Here is an 18,271-nt window from a genome sequence, read left to right on the forward strand (position 1 = left end):
GCAGCCTTCAGTCCACATTCAGGCTGTAGTGAAAGAAGCTGGTGTCGCGCTGGTAACCTACCGATTCGTATAACTTCTGCGCAGGGTTGTCGTGCGCGGTGGAAAGAGCAAGCCGCTTTGCCCCGCATGCCGCAGCGTGCATCCTGGCAGCCTCCAGCAAGGCCTTTCCAACACCCGTGCCGCGTGCTTGCGGCACGACAAACAGATCGTTGAGGATCCAGATCCTTCTTGCACTGACCGAAGAAAACGACGGATACAGTTGCGTAAAACCGAGAGCTTCGCCTTGCCCGTTTTCTGCCAGCAGAATGACCGATTCCAGCAGTGCCAGGCGATCGCGGATGAATTCGCGCGCCAGTGGCAAATCGGACGCCTGCCCGTAGAACTGCCGATACCCGTCAAACAAGGGAGCGATGATCTCGGCGTCGGCTAATCCCGCCTGGCGAACGTTTACTTTCATGGTGACCCTCCCCACAGTGATGTTGAAAGGGCATCATTGTACGTCGGCGCTTTCGCTCGCAGGCATGATTCGCGCTTGCATGATTTCGCTGACGCGTTGTTGGCTTTTGCCAATGCGAGGTCGATAATTGGCAAATACTCCTGACATTTCAAGATCTGTTCAAGCATTGCAATGAATTTTTCCTTCCGAACCGCCGCGCCCAATGAGTTGGCCGGAGCGCTGCAGGATGCACGCGATTACACGCTGACACTGTTTGAATGCTATGCGGCGGCAGGTCTGGACCTGCCGGGCAAGGTTCCGATCCTTCCTTCCATCAATCCGCCCTTGTGGGAACTGGGACATATCTCATGGTTTGCGGAGTGGTACATTCTGCGCGATGCCCAGTCGAGCGATCCGACCGCTGCGCAACGTACCTCCATGCTGACCAAGGGAGACGATTGGTTCGACCCCAATACCGTATTGCATCGCGCGCGATGGAAAGTCGAGCTGCCAAGCTCCGGCGCACTGAAGACTTATTGCCGAGAAGTGCTCGATCGTGTGCTCGACAAATTGACGCGTGTGAAGAACGAGCATGCGGCGCTCTATCCGTATCGACTGGCCCTCGCGTATGAAGATATGCGCGGGGAAGCATTGGCCAGTGGCCTGCAGACGCTCGACGTGGTTTTGCCGCAGCAACTCGCCAATCATGTGATTCCCGCTTGGGCACAGGGTGAAATCCGTTTTCCCGGCGGCACCATCCAGCTCGGCAGCGTACCTGATTCCGGATTCGTGTTCGATAACGAAAAATGGGCGCATCCCTGTTATGTGCCGGCATTCACCATGGATTCGACCCTGGTGTCGAACGCGCAGTACAGCGAATTCGTTGCGGACGGCGGCTATCAGATGCCGCAGTTCTGGACCACGGCGGGGCGTGCGTGGTTGATGGCGCAGGATCGTTCCGCGCCACGCGATTGGGTGCGCGAAGGCCGGCACTGGCGTTGTCGCCGTTTTGGGAAAGAGAATGCCTTGCCGGTCAATGAGCCCGTGCGTCACATCAGCCTGTATGAGGCGCAGGCCTATTGCACTTGGGCAGGCCGTCGTCTGCCGACGGAAGCGGAATGGGAATTCGCGGCCATGTCCGGCCATCCGGCATTTCGCTGGGGAGATTTATGGGAGTGGACTTGCTCGCCTTTCGAGCCGTATCCGGGATTCGCGCCGGATGCCTATCGAGAGTATTCCGCGCCGTGTTTCATGACGCATCAGACCGTACGCGGTGCGTCGTTCGCAACAAGACTGCGTATCCGCTCGCTGAAATTTCGCAATTTCTGCCTGCCGGAGCGCGACGACGCGTTCATCGGCTTTCGCACCTGCGCCTTGTAACGGCGACGCGCATAAAAAAACGGCCGCCCGGTAAAACCGAAGCGGCCGTCTTGTTTTAGTGCTTGCCGATTGATCGATCAGCGGTCGCCGAAGGAACGACGGCTGTTACCGCTGTCACCGAAACGCGAACCCTTGTTGAAACCGCCTTCCTTGCGCGGAGCGCCCGGCTTGCTGAAGGTGCGCTGACCCGGCTTGGCGCTGCTGTTGCCGCGGTTGTCGCCCGGCTTCCAGCCGCCCGGTTTGCGGGCGCTGCGTGGGGCGGAAGCCGTCTTTTTCGGCTCCAGGCCTGCGACCACATCGACAGGGATCAATTGCTTGGTGAAACGCTCGATACGCTTGATGTTGATGTTTTCAGCATGGTTTACCAGCGAAATCGCCAGGCCATTGCGTCCCGCGCGGCCGGTGCGGCCGATACGGTGGACATAGTCTTCCGGGAATTTCGGCAGGTCATAGTTCACCACGTGCGTGATGCCCGGCACGTCGATGCCACGCGCTGCCACGTCGGTTGCCACCAGCACCCGAACCTGACCGCGACGCAGTGCGTCGAGCGTACGATTGCGCGCACCCTGGTGCATGTCGCCATGCAGGGCAGCGGCGGCAAAGCCGGCGATGTTTAGACGATCGGCAATCGTATCGGCATCGCGCTTGGTCGCGGTAAATACCACGGCCTGATCCAGCGACGCATCGCGCAGCAGGTGATCGAGCAGGCGGTTCTTGTGCGACAGATCGTCCACGAAGTGCACGCGCTGCTGGATGTTCTCATGCTTGGTCGCGGAACCGGCGATCTGGATCACCAGCGGCTCACGCGTGATGCGCTTGGCCATGTTGCCGACCACGCCGTCGAGCGTGGCGGAGAACAGCATTGTCTGGCGCGTTTCCGGCGTCGAAGCAACGATCTTTTCGATGTCGTCGATGAAGCCCATGTCCAGCATGCGGTCGGCTTCGTCCAGCACCAGAATTTCCAGTTGCGAGAAATTGATCTTGCCCGATTCCATGTGATCGATCAGGCGACCCGGTGTGGCGACGAGGATTTCCGGATTCTTCGCCAGCAATTGCATCTGCTTCGGATAGGGCATGCCGCCGAGGATCGAAACGGCGCGCACGCGGCGCAGATTGGAGCCGTATTTGGCGGTCGCGGTCGTCACTTGCAGCGCGAGTTCACGGGTCGGGGTCAGCACCAGCATCTTCGGTTGCGCCGGCTGGAAACGAGGACGCTCGCCGCGCGAACGGGCGGACTGGCGTTCCTGGTTGGCGGTCTTTGCGCCCGGCTGCGGTTGTTGCTCGGCCAGCGCGAATTTGTGCAATGCCGGCAGCATGAATGCTGCGGTCTTGCCGGAACCTGTCTGCGAGGACACCATCAGATCGCGGCCTTGCAGGGCTGCGGGAACTGCCTGCTCCTGAACGGAAGTAGGTTTGGTGTAGCCGGCTTCGGTCAGTGCTTTCAGAATGGACGCGTGCAGGCCAAGTGCTTCAAAAGTCATTGTGTTTCTTTCTTAAAATTCAACGCCGCGACCACACACAGGACGGGTGCGCAGGCGTATTAAAAAGGCAACGCCAACCAACGAAACAACTGAGAATTTTTCTGAGAAATTTCGGCACAAAAGCTTTGCGCCGGGACGGTGTCTGAAAATCAACACCAAAAGGCGGGATGGCTTTATCGTTTATTGCTAAAGGGTTGCGATGCTACGATATGCATGCTTGTTGCGATGCACTGCGGCGCATTATACAGACTAATCGATTTCGGTGCCGGGTATTTTTTGCGCTGCAAAATGCGTGGGCAAGCGCAATCCCGGCGGGCAGGGCGGACATGTGCCGCCCTGGGAATCTCTTACTCTTCCGGCGCGTACATCACGTGCGAGAAGCCGCCGTCGACATAGGTGATTTCGCTGGTAATGCCGGATGCCAGGTCCGACAGCAGGAACGCAGCGGTATTGCCCACGTCTTCGATCGTGATGTTACGACGCAGCGGCGCATGCGCGGCGACAATGCCGAGCAGTTTGCCGAAGTCCTTGATGCCGCTCGCCGCCAGCGTCTTGATCGGGCCGGCGGAAATGCCGTTGACACGAATGCCTTTCGGGCCGAGGGCTTCTGCCAGGTAGCGCACGCTGGCTTCCAGTGATGCCTTGGCGAGGCCCATGGTGTTGTAGTTCGGCGTGGCGCGGGTCGAACCCATATAAGTAAGAGTCAGCAGCGAGGAGTTCGGGCGCAGCATCGGCAGCGCCGCCTTCGCCATTGCCGGGAAGCTGTAGGAGGAAATGTCGTGCGCGATGCGAAACGATTCGCGCGACAAGCCGTCCAGGAAATTGCCCGTGATCGCTTCGCGCGGCGCGAAGCCGATGGAGTGCACCATGCCGTCCAGATGGTCCCAGGACTTGGCAAGATCGGTGAACACGCCATTGATCTGTTCATCGCTGCTGACGTCGCATTCGAACACCAGCTTGCTGCCGAATTCATCGGCGAATTCGGTGATGCGCTCCTTGAAGCGCTCGCCAACATAGGTGAATGCCAGTTCGGCGCCTTCACGTTTGCAGGCCTGCGCGATGCCGTAAGCGATGGACCGGTTGGACAGAAGGCCGGTGATCAGGATTTTTTTGCCTTGCAGAAACGCCATGAATGACTCCAAATGAATTTGTCGTATTTTATCGCTTAACAGGCCAAGGGCTGCCTGCGTCGGCAAGAAATGCAGTTAAAGTGCCCGTTTCCGCCGTTTTTGCGTTTGATTTCACGAATTGGGCACGATTGTAGGGAGACTTCGGGCGCACGGCAACTTTTGCGTTTGCGCAGCAAGCGTGTTTGAAAATTCCAATTGATGCTAATTGCTGTGATAAAACACGGAAATTCAATTAACGTGCGGCAAGTGTCGTTGATCGGCTAAAAATCTCGTCAACTCAACCTGTCCCTTTCGGTACAATAGCCCCACTTTTTCGACCCGCTATGCTGAACGGCATTTCTCGTGAACAGGCGAATGCGTAAATATTTCCTATCCTTTCTGCTTGTCAGTAGTCTCCAATACAGCGGCAGCGCATTCGGCGCCCATGCCTTTTCCATGTACGACACGCCGAAGTATCCGGCAGGTTTCACGCACTTCGATTATGTGAATCCCGATGCGCCGCGAGGCGGCGAGTTGTTTCTCGCGAATCCGGACCGTCGAACCAGTTTTGACAAGTTCAATCCGTTTTCGTTGAAGGGCGTGGCGGCAGCCGGGGTATCCAACCTGATGTTCGAAACTCTGGCGACCGGTTCCTCCGACGAAGTTGCCACCATGTACGGTCTGCTGGCGGAAGACATGGAGCTGGCGCCCGACCGGATGTCGATGACCTTCCGTCTCAATCCGAAAGCAAAGTTCAATAATGGCGACCCGGTGACCGCTGCCGACGTCAAATACTCCTACGATACGCTGGTCGCCAAGGGCGCTCCACAATTCAAGTCGATCTTTGCCGACGTCAAGCAATGCGTGATCGTCGATCAGCGTACCGTGCGCTTCGACTTCAAGGCGCTCAATCGTGAGTTGCCCCTGATCGTGGGCGGCGTCCCTGTGTTTTCCCGCAAGTGGGGCGCCGGCACGTCTTTCGACAACATCCAGCTTGAACCGCCGATTTCCACCGGCCCCTACCTGATTGACCGTTACGACGTGGGCCGCTCGATCAGTTACAAGCGCGATCCGAATTACTGGGGCGACGACGTTCCCTCGCGGCGCGGCATGTTCAACTTCGGGCGCATCCTCTACCGTTTCTACAAGGATGATGTGGCGCGCCTGGAAGCGTTCAAGGCGGGCGAATTCGACGTTGTGGTCGAATACAGTGCAAAGAACTGGGCGCGCAGCTATATCGGGCCGAAATTCAAGAGCGGCGAAATCGTCAAGCGTGAGCTGCCGCATTCCAATGCGGCGGGCATGCAGGGTTTCGTGATGAATTTGCGGCGGCCGCAGTTTGCCGACATCCGCGTGCGCAAGGCGCTCGGCCTCGCGCTGGATTTCCAGTGGATGAACCGGCAACTGTTTTATAACCAGTACAAGCGCATTTACTCCTTCTTCAACAACAGCGAGCTGGCGGCGGTCGGCATGCCCAGCGAAGGCGAACTGAAAGTGCTGCAGCCCTTGCGCGACAAGCTCGACCCGGCCGTGTTCGGGCCGGCGCCGGTGCCGCCGCGCACCGATCCGCCGAGTTCATTGCGCGCCAATCTGCTGCAGGCCAAGGCATTGTTCAAGGAAGCCGGCTGGGAGTATCGCGACGGCGCGCTGCGCAACAGCAAGGGCGAACCGTTCACCTTTGAAATCCTCGACGATCAATCCGCCTTGTCGCGCGTGATCAGCGTGTATGTCCGCAATCTGCAAAAGCTCGGCGTACAGGCCAGGCAGCGCACCGCCGATTACGCGCTGGTGCAGAAACGCATGGAGGAATTCGATTTCGACATGACCAGCATCCGCTTCCCGGATACGAACAGTCCGGGCAATGAAATGTTCGACATGTTCAGCTCCAAGGCCGCCGACGAAAAAGGCTCAAACAATGCCTGGGGATTGAAGGATCCCGCCGTCGACAAGCTGGTCGCGGGCCTGGTTTCCGCGGAGACGCGCAAGGATCTGGTTGCCGCAGCCCGTTCGCTCGATCGTGTGCTGTTGAACAAATACATTGTCGTGCCCCATTGGTATTCTTCCACGCACCGGGTCGCGTATCGCAGCCGCTTCGGCATTCCGGCGAAACTGCCTTTGTATTACGCTGCGGACCCTTACGTGATTTCAACCTGGTGGCAGGAAAAAGCAAGGTAGAGCATGAATATCTGGTCTTATATCGGAAAGCGGGTGTTGCTGATGGTGCCCACCCTGCTGGGCGTCATCGCCATCACTTTCGCGGTCATTCAGTTCGTGCCCGGCGGCCCTGTCGAACAGGCGTTGATGGAATTGAAAAAAGGGCAGGTGGCCGGCGGCGAAGCGACGGGCGGCGGCGGTTCAGAATATCGCGGGCGCCAGGGCATCGATGCCGAGCGCGTGAAAGAGATCAAGGCCTTGTACGGCTTCGACAAGCCGCCGCTGGAACGCTTCTGGCAGATGCTCAAGGGCTTTGCCACCTTCGATCTCGGCAAGAGCTTTTATCACCATGCGGACGTGTGGCAACTGGTGAAGTCGAAGCTGCCGGTGTCGATCAGCATCGGGCTGTGGACGTTTTTCCTGACCTATCTGATATCGCTGCCGCTGGGTGTTGCGAAAGCAGTGCGCGAAGGCAGCCGATTCGATGTCGCAACCAGCATCGCGGTGCTGATCGGCTATTCGATTCCCGGCTTCGTGCTGGGCGTGTTCCTGCTGGTGCTGTTCGGCGGCGGCAGCTTCCTGCAGTGGTTTCCTTTGCGCGGACTGACCTCGGATAACTGGGATCAACTGTCCTGGTTCGGCAAGATCACCGATTATCTCTGGCATATCACGCTGCCGGTCACCGCATCGGTCGCCGGGTCGTTTGCAGTGATGACGATGCTGACCAAGAACACCTTCCTCGAAGAGATTCGCAAACAGTATGTGCTGACCGCGCGTGCCAAGGGCTTGAGCGAGAAAACCGTGCTCTACAAGCATGTATTCCGCAATGCGCTGATTCCATTGGTAACCGGCTTTCCGGCGGCATTCATCGGCGCTTTCTTCGCCGGCAGCCTGCTGATCGAAACCTTGTTTTCGCTCGACGGTCTCGGATTGCTTTCCTACGAATCCGTCGTTCGCCGCGATTATCCGGTGGTCATGGGGACGCTTTATCTGTTTACGCTGATCGGCCTTGTGGTGAAATTGCTGGGCGATCTTTGTTATGTGTGGGCCGACCCGCGCGTGCAGTTTGAAAGTCTTAACCGATGAATTCGAACAATAAAACCCGATCCGTCTCGCCCTGGCGTCGCATCTGGCTGCGTTTCAAGCAGAACCGCCGCGGTTACCTGAGCCTGATCATTTTCTGCGTGTTCTTTGGCATCAGCCTTCTTGCAGAGGTGATCTCGAATGACAAGCCGCTGGCGGTGCGGTACAACGGCCGGATCATGTTTCCGATCGTGACGACTTACTCGGAGAAAGTGTTCGGCGGCGATTTCGATACGCCGGCGGATTACCTCGATCCCTTCATTCAGGATCAGTTTCAACGCCCCGGCAACTGGGCAATCTATCCGATCAACCACTATTACTTCAACACGCTGAATTATTTCGCGAAGTCACCCAACCCGGCGCCGCCGTCCGCGGATAACTGGCTGGGAACGGACGACCGCGGCCGCGACGTATTTGCGCGTCTGCTGTATGGCTTCCGGGTATCGGTACTGTTCGGCTTCGCGCTGACCATCACCGGCGTCATTCTCGGTGTGGTGACCGGTGCGATACAGGGTTACTTCGCCGGCAAGACCGACCTGTTCTTTCAGCGTTTCATGGAAATCTGGGGATCGATGCCGGAACTGTATCTGCTGATCATTTTCGCGTCGATCTTCGAGCCCGGTCTGGGCTTGCTCCTGATTCTCCTGTCCTTGTTCGGCTGGATGGGACTGTCCGATTATGTGCGCGCCGACTTCCTGCGCAACCGCAACCTGGAATATGTGCAAGCTGCGCGCGCGCTCGGCTTGTCCAATCGGCAGATCATCTGGCGTCATGTACTGCCAAACAGCCTGACGCCGGTAGTCACCTTTCTGCCGTTCCGCATGAGCGCCGCGATTCTTGCACTGACCAGTCTCGACTTTCTCGGGTTGGGTGTGCCGCCTTCGACGCCAAGCCTGGGCGAACTCCTGGCGCAGGGCAAGAACAACCTCGATGCGTGGTGGATAGCGACATCGACTTTCGTGGTGCTGACAATGACCTTGCTGTTGCTGACCAATATCGGCGATGCATTGCGCAACGCGCTGGATGTCCGGAGGAAAGCATGAGCTTGCTGGACGTTCAGAAATTGCGGGTGCAGTTCGGCCCTTCAACAGTCGTCAGCGATGTCAGCTTCACCATTGCGCCGGGTGAAAAGTTCGCGCTGGTCGGCGAATCCGGTTCGGGCAAGACGGTGACTTCGCTGTCCATCCTGCGCTTGAATCAGGATGCGCAATACAGTGGCCGCATCCTGTTCGAAGGCCAGGACCTCCTGCAAAAGCCGGAAGCAGCGATGCGTTCCGTGCGCGGCAAGGATGTCGCGATGATCTTCCAGGAGCCGATGACCGCGCTCAATCCGCTTTTCACGATCGGCAACCAGATTGCGGAAGTGCTGATGCTGCATGAAGGTATCAGCGCCAAGGAGGCGGCAAAACGCACCATTGATCTGCTGGAAAAAACCGGCATTCCGGAACCCGCGAGGAGGGCGCTCGCCTTTCCGCACCAGTTGTCCGGCGGTCAGCGTCAGCGCGCGATGATTGCCATGGCGCTGGCATGCAAGCCGAAGCTGCTGATTGCGGATGAACCGACGACTGCGCTCGATGTGACGATTCAGGTGCAGATCCTGGAACTGCTGAACCAGTTGCAGCGCGAAGAAAACATGGCGGTGCTGATGATCACGCACGACCTGAACCTGGTGCGGCATTTCGCGGATCGCGTCGGCGTGATGGAAGGCGGGCACTTGATCGAAACCGCCACGACCGCTGACTTGTTTGCCAATCCGCGCGAGGCGTATACCCGCAAGCTGCTCGCCAGCCATCCGCAGCGCGTGGTTGAAACGGTTGACATAAATGCCGCACCCTTGCTGACTGCGGAGCAGATGCGATGCACCTTTTCGATCAAGCGCGGCATGTTCAAGAAGGTGCCCTTCGTGGCGGTCGATAATGTCGATTTGCAGTTGAAGCCGCATGAAACGCTCGGCATCGTGGGGGAGTCCGGTTCCGGCAAGTCGACGCTGGGAATGGCGCTGCTGCGCCTTTCATCGGCCGAGGTGGATGGCCGTATTGCCTTTGTCGGGCAGCCGATCAGCGAGATGTCCAGCACTGCGCTGCGTCCTTTGCGCGCGAAGATGCAGGTGGTGTTCCAGGACCCGTTCGCATCCTTGTCGCCGCGTCGCACCATCGAACAAATCGTAGGCGAGGGGCTGGCATTGCACCAGCCGCAACTGGGCAGGGATGGTTTGCGTGCGGCGGTTGCCAAAGGCTTGATCGAGGTTGGCTTGGCACCGGAGATGATGTCGCGCTATCCGCATGAGTTCTCGGGCGGACAGCGTCAACGGATTGCGATTGCGCGCGCACTGGTGCTCAAGCCGGAATTGATCCTGCTCGACGAGCCGACGTCTTCGCTCGACGTGTCGGTGCAAATGCAGGTGTTGATGTTGTTGGCGGAACTGCAGCGCAAATACGGAATGGCGTATCTCTTTATCAGCCACGACCTGGCCGTGATTCGCGCCATGGCCCATCGGGTGATGGTCATGAAAGACGGCAAGGTCGTCGAGAGCGGAATGACGGAGGAAGTGTTGTCGAATCCGACGCAGCCATATACGCAACGGCTGCTCGCCGCGGCGACTTATTCCACGCTTTCATAACGAGGGCTTGCGTAACGAACTGGACAGCGCAGGCTCTACGCCTGCGCCGGTTCGTCAGCCGTGTCGTTTCTTGCTCGAGGATGCCGTCTTGCGAGTGGGGGCCGGTGCTGCCTTGCGATGGGTGGTGGTGCCGCGTGCGACATGGCGTTTTCCCGATGCCTTGTTCTGCACGTTGAGCTGCAGCGTCTGACCGGCGGCTACCTTGTCATGCTTCAGGTTGTTCCAGTCCTTGATCTGCGTAACGCTGACGTTGTGCCGCTTTGCGATCGAGGCCAGTGTGTCGCGTTTGCCGACCTTGACATACAGGCGACGGGTTTCCGGCACGTCCGGCACGGTCACCATCCTCGCGTTGTCCACGATTTCCGGCGCGATGTCCTTCTCGGGCGCATGCTCCGGTTTCGGAACCAGCACCGTGGATCCCGCCTTCAGGAGCATTTTCGGCGGGATATGGTTTGCTTCGCGAATCACTTCAGGCGTGGTGCCGAATTTCTTCGCAATGGTCTCGATCCGCTCGCGCGCACTGGTCACCTTGTGCGCCGTCCAGGAGGACAGAGCGTGCCCCCATTTCGCCAGGTTTGACTTGAATTTTTCCGCATTGCTCTGCGGGAGCAGGATCTGGGTATCCGAGCTGCCGGTGATGACAGGACGATTGAACTGCGGATTCAGCGCCTTGAATTCGTCGATCGACAGCTCGGCCAGTTGGGCCGCGACCTTGATATCGATATCGCGCGTCTTGCCGATCGTGACGAAGTAGGGCTGGTTCTCGACCTTCGGCAGCATGATGCCGTATTCCGCAGGCGAGGCGATGATGTTCTTGACCGCCTGCAGTTTCGGCACGTAGTTGCGCGTCTCCACCGGCATGTACTGCGACAGGCTGTTGAAGTCGGTCGGGCGGCCAGCGGCCTGTGCCTTGTTGATCGCGCGCTGCACCGAACCTTCGCCCCAGTTGTAGGCGGCCAGCGCAAGCTGCCAGTCGCCGAACATGCCATACAGCTTCTGCAGATAGGTCAGCGCCGCATCGGTCGACGCAATCACGTTTCGGCGATCGTCCTTGAACATGCTCTGCGTCAGATTGAAGTCCCGCCCGGTGGACGGAATGAACTGCCACATGCCGGCTGCCTTCGCCGTCGAATAGGCTTGCGGATTGAAAGCGGACTCAATGAAGGGCAGCAGCGCCAGTTCGGTCGGCATGCCGCGCTTTTCGAGTTCCTGCACGACGTGGAACAGATAGCGTGACGCGCGCGTCGTCGTGCGTTGAATGTAGTCCGGGCGCGAACTGTACCACTGCACCTGGTTCGCCACCAGCGGATTATCCAGATCGGGAATGCCGAAACCCTTGCGGATGCGCGCCCAGACATCCACCTCTTCCATCGCGAGCAATTGCACCAGCGGGTCGTTGGGATCGTAGGGCTTCTCCAGTGCGGAGACCTGCGTCCATGTATTCAGGGGAAGGGAAAGATCTGCAGCGTGCACAGCGAATGGTGCGCTGAGGAGAAGAATCGCTGTAAACGGAAATTTTCTTATTTTCAGCGGCTGCATGGGTCCTCGCTTGCTGTTTTATTGCGGGGGCTATCGTCAGGCACCCGGGGAATCAATGGAGTTTACGTAATGGTGTTTTCCTGCGTCAAGGCTTATTGCAAAACATTACGGACCGACAAGTCGGCCTTGCTGCTCAACGGTAGGAATTTTTCCATTGCCGTAAGGCAGCGAAAACAGCGATAGGTTCCCGGTCGGAAAGGTGTCCGGCTGCGACAAGTCGGTCGGCAATGCCGGATTCACGGTACCGCAGGAATGGATTTGTCGATTTTTCCAGGCCGATTGTTGATGGAACCGTGGGCTGTCCCCGATCGCGCTTGGCTTGTTCCTGCTGAATACGTGCTTTTATTGCAACATTTTCAGGTTCGACTTCGTTGGCGAAGCGAAGGTTCGCCAGCGTGTATTCATGCGCACAGTAGATTTGCGTTTTATCAGGAAGCGCGGCCAGTTTTGCGAGTGAGGCAAGCATTTGTTCAGGCGTGCCTTCAAACAAGCGGCCGCAGCCGCCGGCAAACAAGGTGTCGCCGCAAAACAGCCATCCCTGTTCTGCTGCGAAATAGGCAATATGGCCGCGCGTATGTCCGGGGACGTCGAGTACACTGAGTCTGAGCGCCGGTTCAGCAAGCGTGACCGTATCCCCTTCGCCCAAGGGATGGGTGATCTGCGGAATGGCTTCCTGGCGAGGCCCGAATACTGGCACCTTGAAGTTCCGCAGCAGTTCGGGCACGCCGCCGACATGGTCAGCATGATGATGAGTCAGTAGAATAGCGGCCAGGGAGAGGCGATGCTCTTCAAGTGCGGCCAGAATGGGCGCTGCATCACCCGGGTCGACCACCGCGGCATGTTTGCCATCGTGAATCAGCCAAAGGTAGTTGTCCTGGAACGCCGGTACAGTCAATACATTCAACATACGATGGAACGTCAGTCGCCTGAAAAAGCCATTATAGCGCTCGGTCCCTGGCTGGATACGCCGGCCGGAGCCTACGTGCGCGCGTGGCAGCAGGAACGGCTGGACATGCTGACCGCGGATATCTTCGGTTTTAATGCCATGCAGATCGGTCTGCCGCAGATCAAAGCGCTGCAGGCCAACCGCATGCCCAACAAGTGGCTGACCGATACGCAACTGCCATCGGTGAACAGTGACGGATCGCGCTCGCCAATCGTCGTGGTGCATGATTTCGCCGAATTGCCTTTTGCCTCGCAAAGCCTCGATCTGGTGGTGCTGCCGCACGTGCTTGAGTTTGCGGATGAGCCGCACCAGGTGCTGCGCGAGGTCGAGCGCGTGCTGATCCCGGAAGGGCAGGTCATCATTTGCGGCTTCAATCCTGCCAGCCTGTGGGGCTTGCGCCAGGTTGCCAGCCGTGTCACCGGAGCGCATTTCCTTCCGCAGAATGGCGAATTCATCAGCCTGCCGCGTCTGAAGGACTGGCTGAAACTGCTGAACATGGAAGTCAACCGCGGGCATTTCGGCTGCTACGCGCCGCCGTGCGTCACCGACAAATGGTTGAACAGGTTCGTCTTCATGGAAAAGGCCGGCAATCGCTGGTGGCCTTTTCTTGGCGCGGTGTATATCGTGCAGGCGATCAAGCGCATCCGGGGCATGCGGCTGATCGGCCCGGCCTGGACGCGGAAAGCCGCCACCGCGCCGCAAGGCGTTCCCGTCACCAATCGTATTCAAAAGCACAAGTAAGCATGGACAAAGTTGAAATTTTTACGGACGGGGCCTGCAAGGGAAATCCCGGTCCCGGCGGCTGGGGCGCATTGCTGATCGCCGGCGGACATAAAAAGGAAATGTTTGGCGGGGATCCCAAGACCACCAACAATCGCATGGAACTGCAGGCCGTGATCGAAGCCTTGTCGGCACTCAAGCGCCCGTGCGAGGTTGTCGTCCACACCGACAGCCAGTATGTACAAAAAGGCATCAGTGAATGGATCCACGGCTGGAAAGCGCGCGGCTGGAAAACGGCCGCCAAGGAACCGGTCAAGAACGTCGATCTGTGGCAGGCGCTCGATGCGGCGCAAGCCATCCACACCATTGAATGGCGCTGGGTAAAGGGCCATGCCGGCCATGACGGCAACGAGCGCGCGGACGCACTCGCCAATCTTGGTGTCGCCTCGGTCACCTAAGGTGGCTGCTTGTGCTACATTCGCTCGTTGGCAACGAGTTCGCTTGCTGCCTGGCATTCATCCTGACAAGTAAAGTAAATGGACGCACGGAGATTGTTGTATCCCGGCATAGCTGCCATTGGTATTGCCGCATTGGGCTCGTATGCGTATTACGCGCAGCGTCAGCCGCAAAGGCCCGTCGAGCAAACCGCAAGCGCCGCGCCGGCAGCGCCCGGCACGGGCAAGGCAACAGGTGCGGGCAGCATCGCCGCCGTTGATGTGGCAAGAGTCGCAAGCACCAGGCTGGTCAACGACGTGAATGCAGTCGGCACCATACGCTCGAATGAATCGGTTGTGATCCGGCCTGAAGTGTCCGGCCGCATCAGCAAACTCAACTTCGACGATGGACAGCAGGTGAAGAAGGGGCAATTGCTGATTGCCTTCGATTCCACCGTCAATCAGGCGGAAGTCCTGCAAGCGAAGGCCGAACTCGGCATCGCCAAAGCCAATTTTGAACGCAACGCCGACCTGGCCAAGCAAAAGTTCATCTCCGAACGCGCCCGGGACGAATCTCTCGCCAATGTTCAGGTGCTCGAAGCCAAGCTTGCGCTCGCGGAGGCGCGCTTGTCCAAGATGGAAATCCGCGCGCCGTTCTCCGGCATCGTCGGCATTCGCAACGTCAGCGTCGGCGACTATGTGAAGGACGGCGCCGATCTGATCAACCTGGAAGACATTTCAAGCGTCAAGGTCGATTTCCGCATCCCCGAAAAATATGCGGATGTCGTGCAAAAAGGGCAGGCCCTCGAAGTGGTGGTGGATGCCTTGCCGAACAAGCCATTCCATGCAAAGGTCGACGCGGTCGATCCGCAAGTCGACAGCTCCGGACGTTCCACCTCGCTTCGCGGTCGCATCGCCAATCCTGAAGGCAGGCTGAAACCCGGGATGTTCGCGCGTGTCAGACTGATTCTCGGCGAGCGCGACAACGCGCTGGTGATCCCCGAAGAGGCCATCGTCCCGCAGGGTAACAGGATGACGGTCTGGAAAGTGGTGGATGGCAAGGCCGTCAGGGCCGAAGTGAAGACAGGATTGCGGCGCGCAGCCAAAGTCGAAATCACGCAGGGACTGCAAGAAGGCGACACCGTGATTACCGCCGGCCAGGTCCGCCTGTCCAGGGACGGCACGCCGGTGCGCGTCGTCCAGGCCGGCGGGCCGGAATCAAAGCCGGTGGAAGCGTCCGCCACCGCCACGCCCAAGAGCTAACCGGAGCGCATCATGGTTTTATCGGATATCTGTATCCGCCGTCCCGTTTTCGCGACGGTGATGTCGCTCATCATCGTGCTGATCGGGCTTGTCTCCTACAACCGGCTGGCGGTGCGCGAATACCCGAAAATCGACGAGCCGGTCGTGACCGTCGCAACGAACTACCCCGGCGCGAGTTCGGAGATCGTCGAATCCCAGGTGACCAAGCCGATGGAGGATTCGATCGCCGGCATTGACGGCGTCGACGTGCTGACATCCATTTCCCGTTCCGAGCAGAGCCAGATCACGGTGAAGTTCCGGCTTGAAAAGGACCCGGATTCGGGCGCCAACGACGTGCGCGACCGCGTGTCGCGCGTGCGCTCCAAGCTGCCGCAGACGATCGAGGAACCGGTGATCGCCAAGGTCGAGGCCGATGCCAATCCGATCATCTGGCTGTCGTTCTCCAGCGACACGATGTCGCAGCTCGACCTGACCGACATCGCCAACCGCATTGTCAAGCCGCGCCTGCAATTGCTGCCGGGTGCTGCGGATGTCCGCATCGGCGGCGAGCGCAAGTATGCGATGCGCATCTGGCTAAACCGCGACAAGCTGGCCGCATACAGGCTCGCGCCGGCCGATGTGGAAGACGCCCTGCGCAAGCAGAACATCGAAGTGCCGGCCGGTCGCATCGAATCGCGGCAGCGCGAATTCTCGGTAGTGTCGCAGACCGACCTCACCACGCCGAAGGAATTCGGAGACATCATCGTGCGCTCGGTGAATGGCTATTCGGTTCGCCTGCGCGATGTGGCAAACGTCGAGATCGCCCCCGCCGCCGAACGCACATCGGTACGCTTCAACGGCAAGAACGCGGTGTCGCTTGGCATCATCCGCCAGGCCACTGCCAACCCGCTGGAGCTGGCCGGCTACGTGAAGGCCGAATTGCCGAAACTGAATGAAGAACTGGCGGCGCAAGGCGTGCAAATCGGCATCGCGGTCGACAACACGCTGTTCATCGACCGTTCGATCAAATCGGTCTACAAGACCATAGGTGAAGCCATCGTGCTGGTTGCACTGGTGATCTTTGTCTTCCTGCGTTCCTTCCGTGCTTCCCTCATTCCGCTGGTCACGATTCCGGTGTCGCTGATTGGCGCCTTCGGCCTGATGTCGCTGGCCGGCTTCAGTATCAATACGCTGACGCTGCTCGCGCTGGTGCTGGCAATCGGCCTCGTCGTGGACGATGCGATCGTCGTGCTGGAGAACATCTTCCGTCACATCGAGGATGGCATGAAGCCGTTCGACGCGGCGCTCAAGGGCGCGAAGGAAATCGGCTTCGCGGTGGTCGCCATGACGCTGACGCTGGCCGCGGTGTACGCGCCTGTTGCGTTCACGCCGGGCCGCACGGGACGCCTGTTCGTGGAATTCGCGTTGACGCTGGCCGGTGCCGTGCTGGTGTCCGGATTCGTCGCGCTCACCTTGTCGCCGATGATGTGCTCGGTGCTGTTGCGGCACCAGACGCGGCACGGTGTGGTGTATCGATTGATCGAAAACGCTCTGGACATGCTGACCGCCGGGTACCGCAAGGTTCTCTCGGGCACGCTCACGACCCGCTGGCTGGTAGTCCTGGTGTATGTCGTGGTGATCGGCGCACTGGTGTGGCTTGCCACCAGCATGAAGAAGGAGCTGGCGCCGATCGAGGACCGCGGCACCATCTTCACCACCTTCGCAGGGCCGGATGGCGCATCGCTGGAATACACCGAGAAGTATGCACGCCGGATGGAGGAGATCGCCGCCGGGATCAAGGAAATCGACCGCGTCTTCATTTTCGCCGGCAACCCCACCGTCGAGCGCGGCAGCGCTTCCTTCCGCACGATCGACTGGACCGAGCGCAAGCGCAGCACGCTCGACATGCTCAAGGAAATGCAGCCCAAGATGGCGGCCATCCCCGGCATTCTTGCCTTCCCGAATGCGCCGCCTTCACTCGGACAATCGATCCGCGAGCGGCCGGTGAACCTGGTTGTGCTTTCCAATGCTTCCTACGCGGAATTGCAGAACGTCGCGCAACAGATTGTCGCCGAGGCAAGCAAGAATCCGGGGCTGGTCAATATCGATACCGATCTGCGTCTGAACAAGCCGCAGGTGAATGTGGAAGTCGATCGCGACAAGGCGGCGGACGCCGGCGTCCAGATTGAAACCGTCGGGCGCACGCTGGAGACCATGCTGGGCGGACGCAATGTCACGCGTTTCAAGAAGGACGGCGACCAGTACGACGTGGTCGTGCAAATCCAGAACGGCGAGCGCGATGCGCCGGACGACATCAACAACATCTTCGTGCGCGGCCTGAGCAAGACCGGCGGGCTGGACCAGATGATTCCGTTGTCCAGCCTGCTCAAGGTGCGCGAAACGGTCGCGCCGCGCGAGCTGAACCACTTCGGCCAGCGCCGTGCGGTCATCATTTCCGCCAACCTGGCAAACGGATACACGCAAGGCGAAGCCATCGAGTTCATGGAGCAGACGGCAAAGAGCATCCTCAAGCCGGGATATGCGACCGACCTGTCCGGTTCGTCGCGCGAATATCGTGATGCCAGCGGCAGTCTGGCGCTCACCTTCGTGCTCGCGCTCGCCTTCATCTACCTGGTGCTGGCCGCGCAGTTCGAGAGCTTCATTTACCCCTTCATCATCATGCTGACCGTACCCCTGTCGATGGCCGGCGCGCTGGCGGTGCTGAAGTGGGGCGGCGGAACCCTGAACGTGTACAGCCAGATCGGCCTCATCACGCTGGTAGGCCTGATCACCAAGCACGGCATCCTGATCGTGGAATTTACCAACCAGTTGCGCGAGCAGGGCAAGGCCCTGCATGAGGCCGTGGTCGAAGCGGCGGTGCTGCGTCTGCGGCCGATCCTGATGACAACCGGCGCGATGGTTCTCGGCGCGGCGCCTTTGGCATTGGCGACAGGCGCGGGCGCGGAGTCGCGCATGCAGATCGGATTGGTCATTGTCGGCGGCATGAGCTTTGGTACACTGCTCACGCTGTTCGTCGTGCCCACGTTTTATACTTTCCTTGCCCGCAAGAAGACAATCCATCCGGTGGTGGATGCTGCTGCACCCAAACCGGCTACCGCTCAATAAC

14 protein-coding genes are annotated in these 18,271 nt (G+C 59.2%); 9 read left to right on the plus strand and 5 right to left on the minus strand.

Features of this window, described 5'->3' with window-relative positions:
- Window positions 1-7: 7 nt before the first annotated feature.
- Window positions 8-457, minus strand: a complete 450-nt coding sequence (locus tag E6W33_RS05525) for a GNAT family N-acetyltransferase (RefSeq protein ID WP_136415164.1) — start codon at window positions 455-457, stop codon at window positions 8-10.
- Between the two features lie 171 nt (window positions 458-628).
- Between E6W33_RS05525 and senA the strand changes: the two genes are divergently transcribed.
- Window positions 629-1,816 carry a selenoneine synthase SenA gene (gene senA, locus E6W33_RS05530; RefSeq protein ID WP_211097237.1) on the plus strand — a complete coding sequence of 396 codons (1,188 nt, stop codon included), beginning with the start codon at window positions 629-631 and terminating at the stop codon, window positions 1,814-1,816.
- 77 nt (window positions 1,817-1,893) lie between these two features.
- Here the strand turns inward: senA and E6W33_RS05535 are convergent, their stop codons facing one another.
- Complete coding sequence (locus tag E6W33_RS05535) at window positions 1,894-3,297, minus strand: DEAD/DEAH box helicase (RefSeq protein ID WP_136415167.1); 1,404 nt, start codon at window positions 3,295-3,297, stop codon at window positions 1,894-1,896.
- 347 nt (window positions 3,298-3,644) lie between these two features.
- Window positions 3,645-4,427, minus strand: a complete 783-nt coding sequence (fabI, locus tag E6W33_RS05540; protein ID WP_136415169.1) for an enoyl-ACP reductase FabI — start codon at window positions 4,425-4,427, stop codon at window positions 3,645-3,647.
- Window positions 4,428-4,781: 354 nt separating this feature from the next.
- Between fabI and E6W33_RS05545 the strand changes: the two genes are divergently transcribed.
- From E6W33_RS05545 to E6W33_RS05560, 4 genes are read left to right on the plus strand one after another with little or no spacing between them, the layout of a single operon-like run.
- A complete protein-coding gene (locus tag E6W33_RS05545) occupies window positions 4,782-6,581 on the plus strand; it encodes an extracellular solute-binding protein (protein ID WP_136415171.1) in 1,800 nt (599 codons plus the stop codon).
- A 3-nt stretch (window positions 6,582-6,584) separates the two neighbouring features.
- On the plus strand, window positions 6,585-7,646 hold the full coding sequence (yejB, locus tag E6W33_RS05550) for a microcin C ABC transporter permease YejB (RefSeq protein ID WP_136415173.1): 1,062 nt from the start codon (window positions 6,585-6,587) through the stop codon (window positions 7,644-7,646).
- On the plus strand, window positions 7,643-8,686 hold the full coding sequence (locus E6W33_RS05555) for an ABC transporter permease (RefSeq protein WP_136415175.1): 1,044 nt from the start codon (window positions 7,643-7,645) through the stop codon (window positions 8,684-8,686). The genes yejB and E6W33_RS05555 overlap by 4 nt, the downstream gene beginning before the upstream one ends.
- Window positions 8,683-10,263, plus strand: coding sequence for an ABC transporter ATP-binding protein (locus E6W33_RS05560; protein WP_136415177.1), 1,581 nt, complete (start codon window positions 8,683-8,685; stop codon window positions 10,261-10,263). The genes E6W33_RS05555 and E6W33_RS05560 overlap by 4 nt, the downstream gene beginning before the upstream one ends.
- A 54-nt stretch (window positions 10,264-10,317) precedes the next feature.
- On the opposite strand, the gene E6W33_RS05565 is transcribed toward E6W33_RS05560, so the two are convergent.
- Both E6W33_RS05565 and gloB read right to left on the minus strand, forming a co-directional pair.
- On the minus strand, window positions 10,318-11,802 hold the full coding sequence (locus E6W33_RS05565; protein WP_136415179.1) for a transglycosylase SLT domain-containing protein: 1,485 nt from the start codon (window positions 11,800-11,802) through the stop codon (window positions 10,318-10,320).
- A 133-nt stretch (window positions 11,803-11,935) separates the two neighbouring features.
- A complete protein-coding gene (gloB, locus tag E6W33_RS05570; protein WP_136415181.1) occupies window positions 11,936-12,709 on the minus strand; it encodes a hydroxyacylglutathione hydrolase in 774 nt (257 codons plus the stop codon).
- Between the two features lie 3 nt (window positions 12,710-12,712).
- Here gloB and E6W33_RS05575 point away from each other — a divergent pair, with 3 nt between their 5' ends.
- From E6W33_RS05575 to E6W33_RS05590, 4 genes are all read left to right on the plus strand, one after another.
- Entirely contained in the window at window positions 12,713-13,489 is a 777-nt protein-coding gene (locus E6W33_RS05575; protein ID WP_136415184.1) for a class I SAM-dependent methyltransferase, read from the plus strand.
- Between the two features lie 2 nt (window positions 13,490-13,491).
- Window positions 13,492-13,926, plus strand: a complete 435-nt coding sequence (gene rnhA / locus E6W33_RS05580; RefSeq protein ID WP_136415186.1) for a ribonuclease HI — start codon at window positions 13,492-13,494, stop codon at window positions 13,924-13,926.
- 78 nt (window positions 13,927-14,004) lie between these two features.
- A complete protein-coding gene (locus E6W33_RS05585) occupies window positions 14,005-15,165 on the plus strand; it encodes an efflux RND transporter periplasmic adaptor subunit (protein ID WP_136415188.1) in 1,161 nt (386 codons plus the stop codon).
- A 12-nt stretch (window positions 15,166-15,177) separates the two neighbouring features.
- A complete protein-coding gene (locus E6W33_RS05590) occupies window positions 15,178-18,270 on the plus strand; it encodes an efflux RND transporter permease subunit (RefSeq protein ID WP_136415191.1) in 3,093 nt (1,030 codons plus the stop codon).
- Window position 18,271 lies beyond the last annotated feature (1 nt).

The organism is Herbaspirillum sp. ST 5-3 (assembly GCF_004804275.1).
GTDB lineage: Bacteria > Pseudomonadota > Gammaproteobacteria > Burkholderiales > Burkholderiaceae_D > Noviherbaspirillum.

What these genes read in the sequence shown, in the direction of transcription:
- E6W33_RS05525 (WP_136415164.1), bottom strand. Translation starts at nt 457, where the DNA reads ATGAAAGTAAACGTTCGCCAGGCGGGATTAGCCGACGCCGAGATCATC.
- senA (WP_211097237.1), top strand. Translation starts at nt 629, where the DNA reads ATGAATTTTTCCTTCCGAACCGCCGCGCCCAATGAGTTGGCCGGAGCG.
- E6W33_RS05535 (WP_136415167.1), bottom strand. Translation starts at nt 3,297, where the DNA reads ATGACTTTTGAAGCACTTGGCCTGCACGCGTCCATTCTGAAAGCACTG.
- fabI (WP_136415169.1), bottom strand. Translation starts at nt 4,427, where the DNA reads ATGGCGTTTCTGCAAGGCAAAAAAATCCTGATCACCGGCCTTCTGTCC.
- E6W33_RS05545 (WP_136415171.1), top strand. Translation starts at nt 4,782, where the DNA reads ATGCGTAAATATTTCCTATCCTTTCTGCTTGTCAGTAGTCTCCAATAC.
- yejB (WP_136415173.1), top strand. Translation starts at nt 6,585, where the DNA reads ATGAATATCTGGTCTTATATCGGAAAGCGGGTGTTGCTGATGGTGCCC.
- E6W33_RS05555 (WP_136415175.1), top strand. Translation starts at nt 7,643, where the DNA reads ATGAATTCGAACAATAAAACCCGATCCGTCTCGCCCTGGCGTCGCATC.
- E6W33_RS05560 (WP_136415177.1), top strand. Translation starts at nt 8,683, where the DNA reads ATGAGCTTGCTGGACGTTCAGAAATTGCGGGTGCAGTTCGGCCCTTCA.
- E6W33_RS05565 (WP_136415179.1), bottom strand. Translation starts at nt 11,802, where the DNA reads ATGCAGCCGCTGAAAATAAGAAAATTTCCGTTTACAGCGATTCTTCTC.
- gloB (WP_136415181.1), bottom strand. Translation starts at nt 12,709, where the DNA reads ATGTTGAATGTATTGACTGTACCGGCGTTCCAGGACAACTACCTTTGG.
- E6W33_RS05575 (WP_136415184.1), top strand. Translation starts at nt 12,713, where the DNA reads ATGGAACGTCAGTCGCCTGAAAAAGCCATTATAGCGCTCGGTCCCTGG.
- rnhA (WP_136415186.1), top strand. Translation starts at nt 13,492, where the DNA reads ATGGACAAAGTTGAAATTTTTACGGACGGGGCCTGCAAGGGAAATCCC.
- E6W33_RS05585 (WP_136415188.1), top strand. Translation starts at nt 14,005, where the DNA reads ATGGACGCACGGAGATTGTTGTATCCCGGCATAGCTGCCATTGGTATT.
- E6W33_RS05590 (WP_136415191.1), top strand. Translation starts at nt 15,178, where the DNA reads ATGGTTTTATCGGATATCTGTATCCGCCGTCCCGTTTTCGCGACGGTG.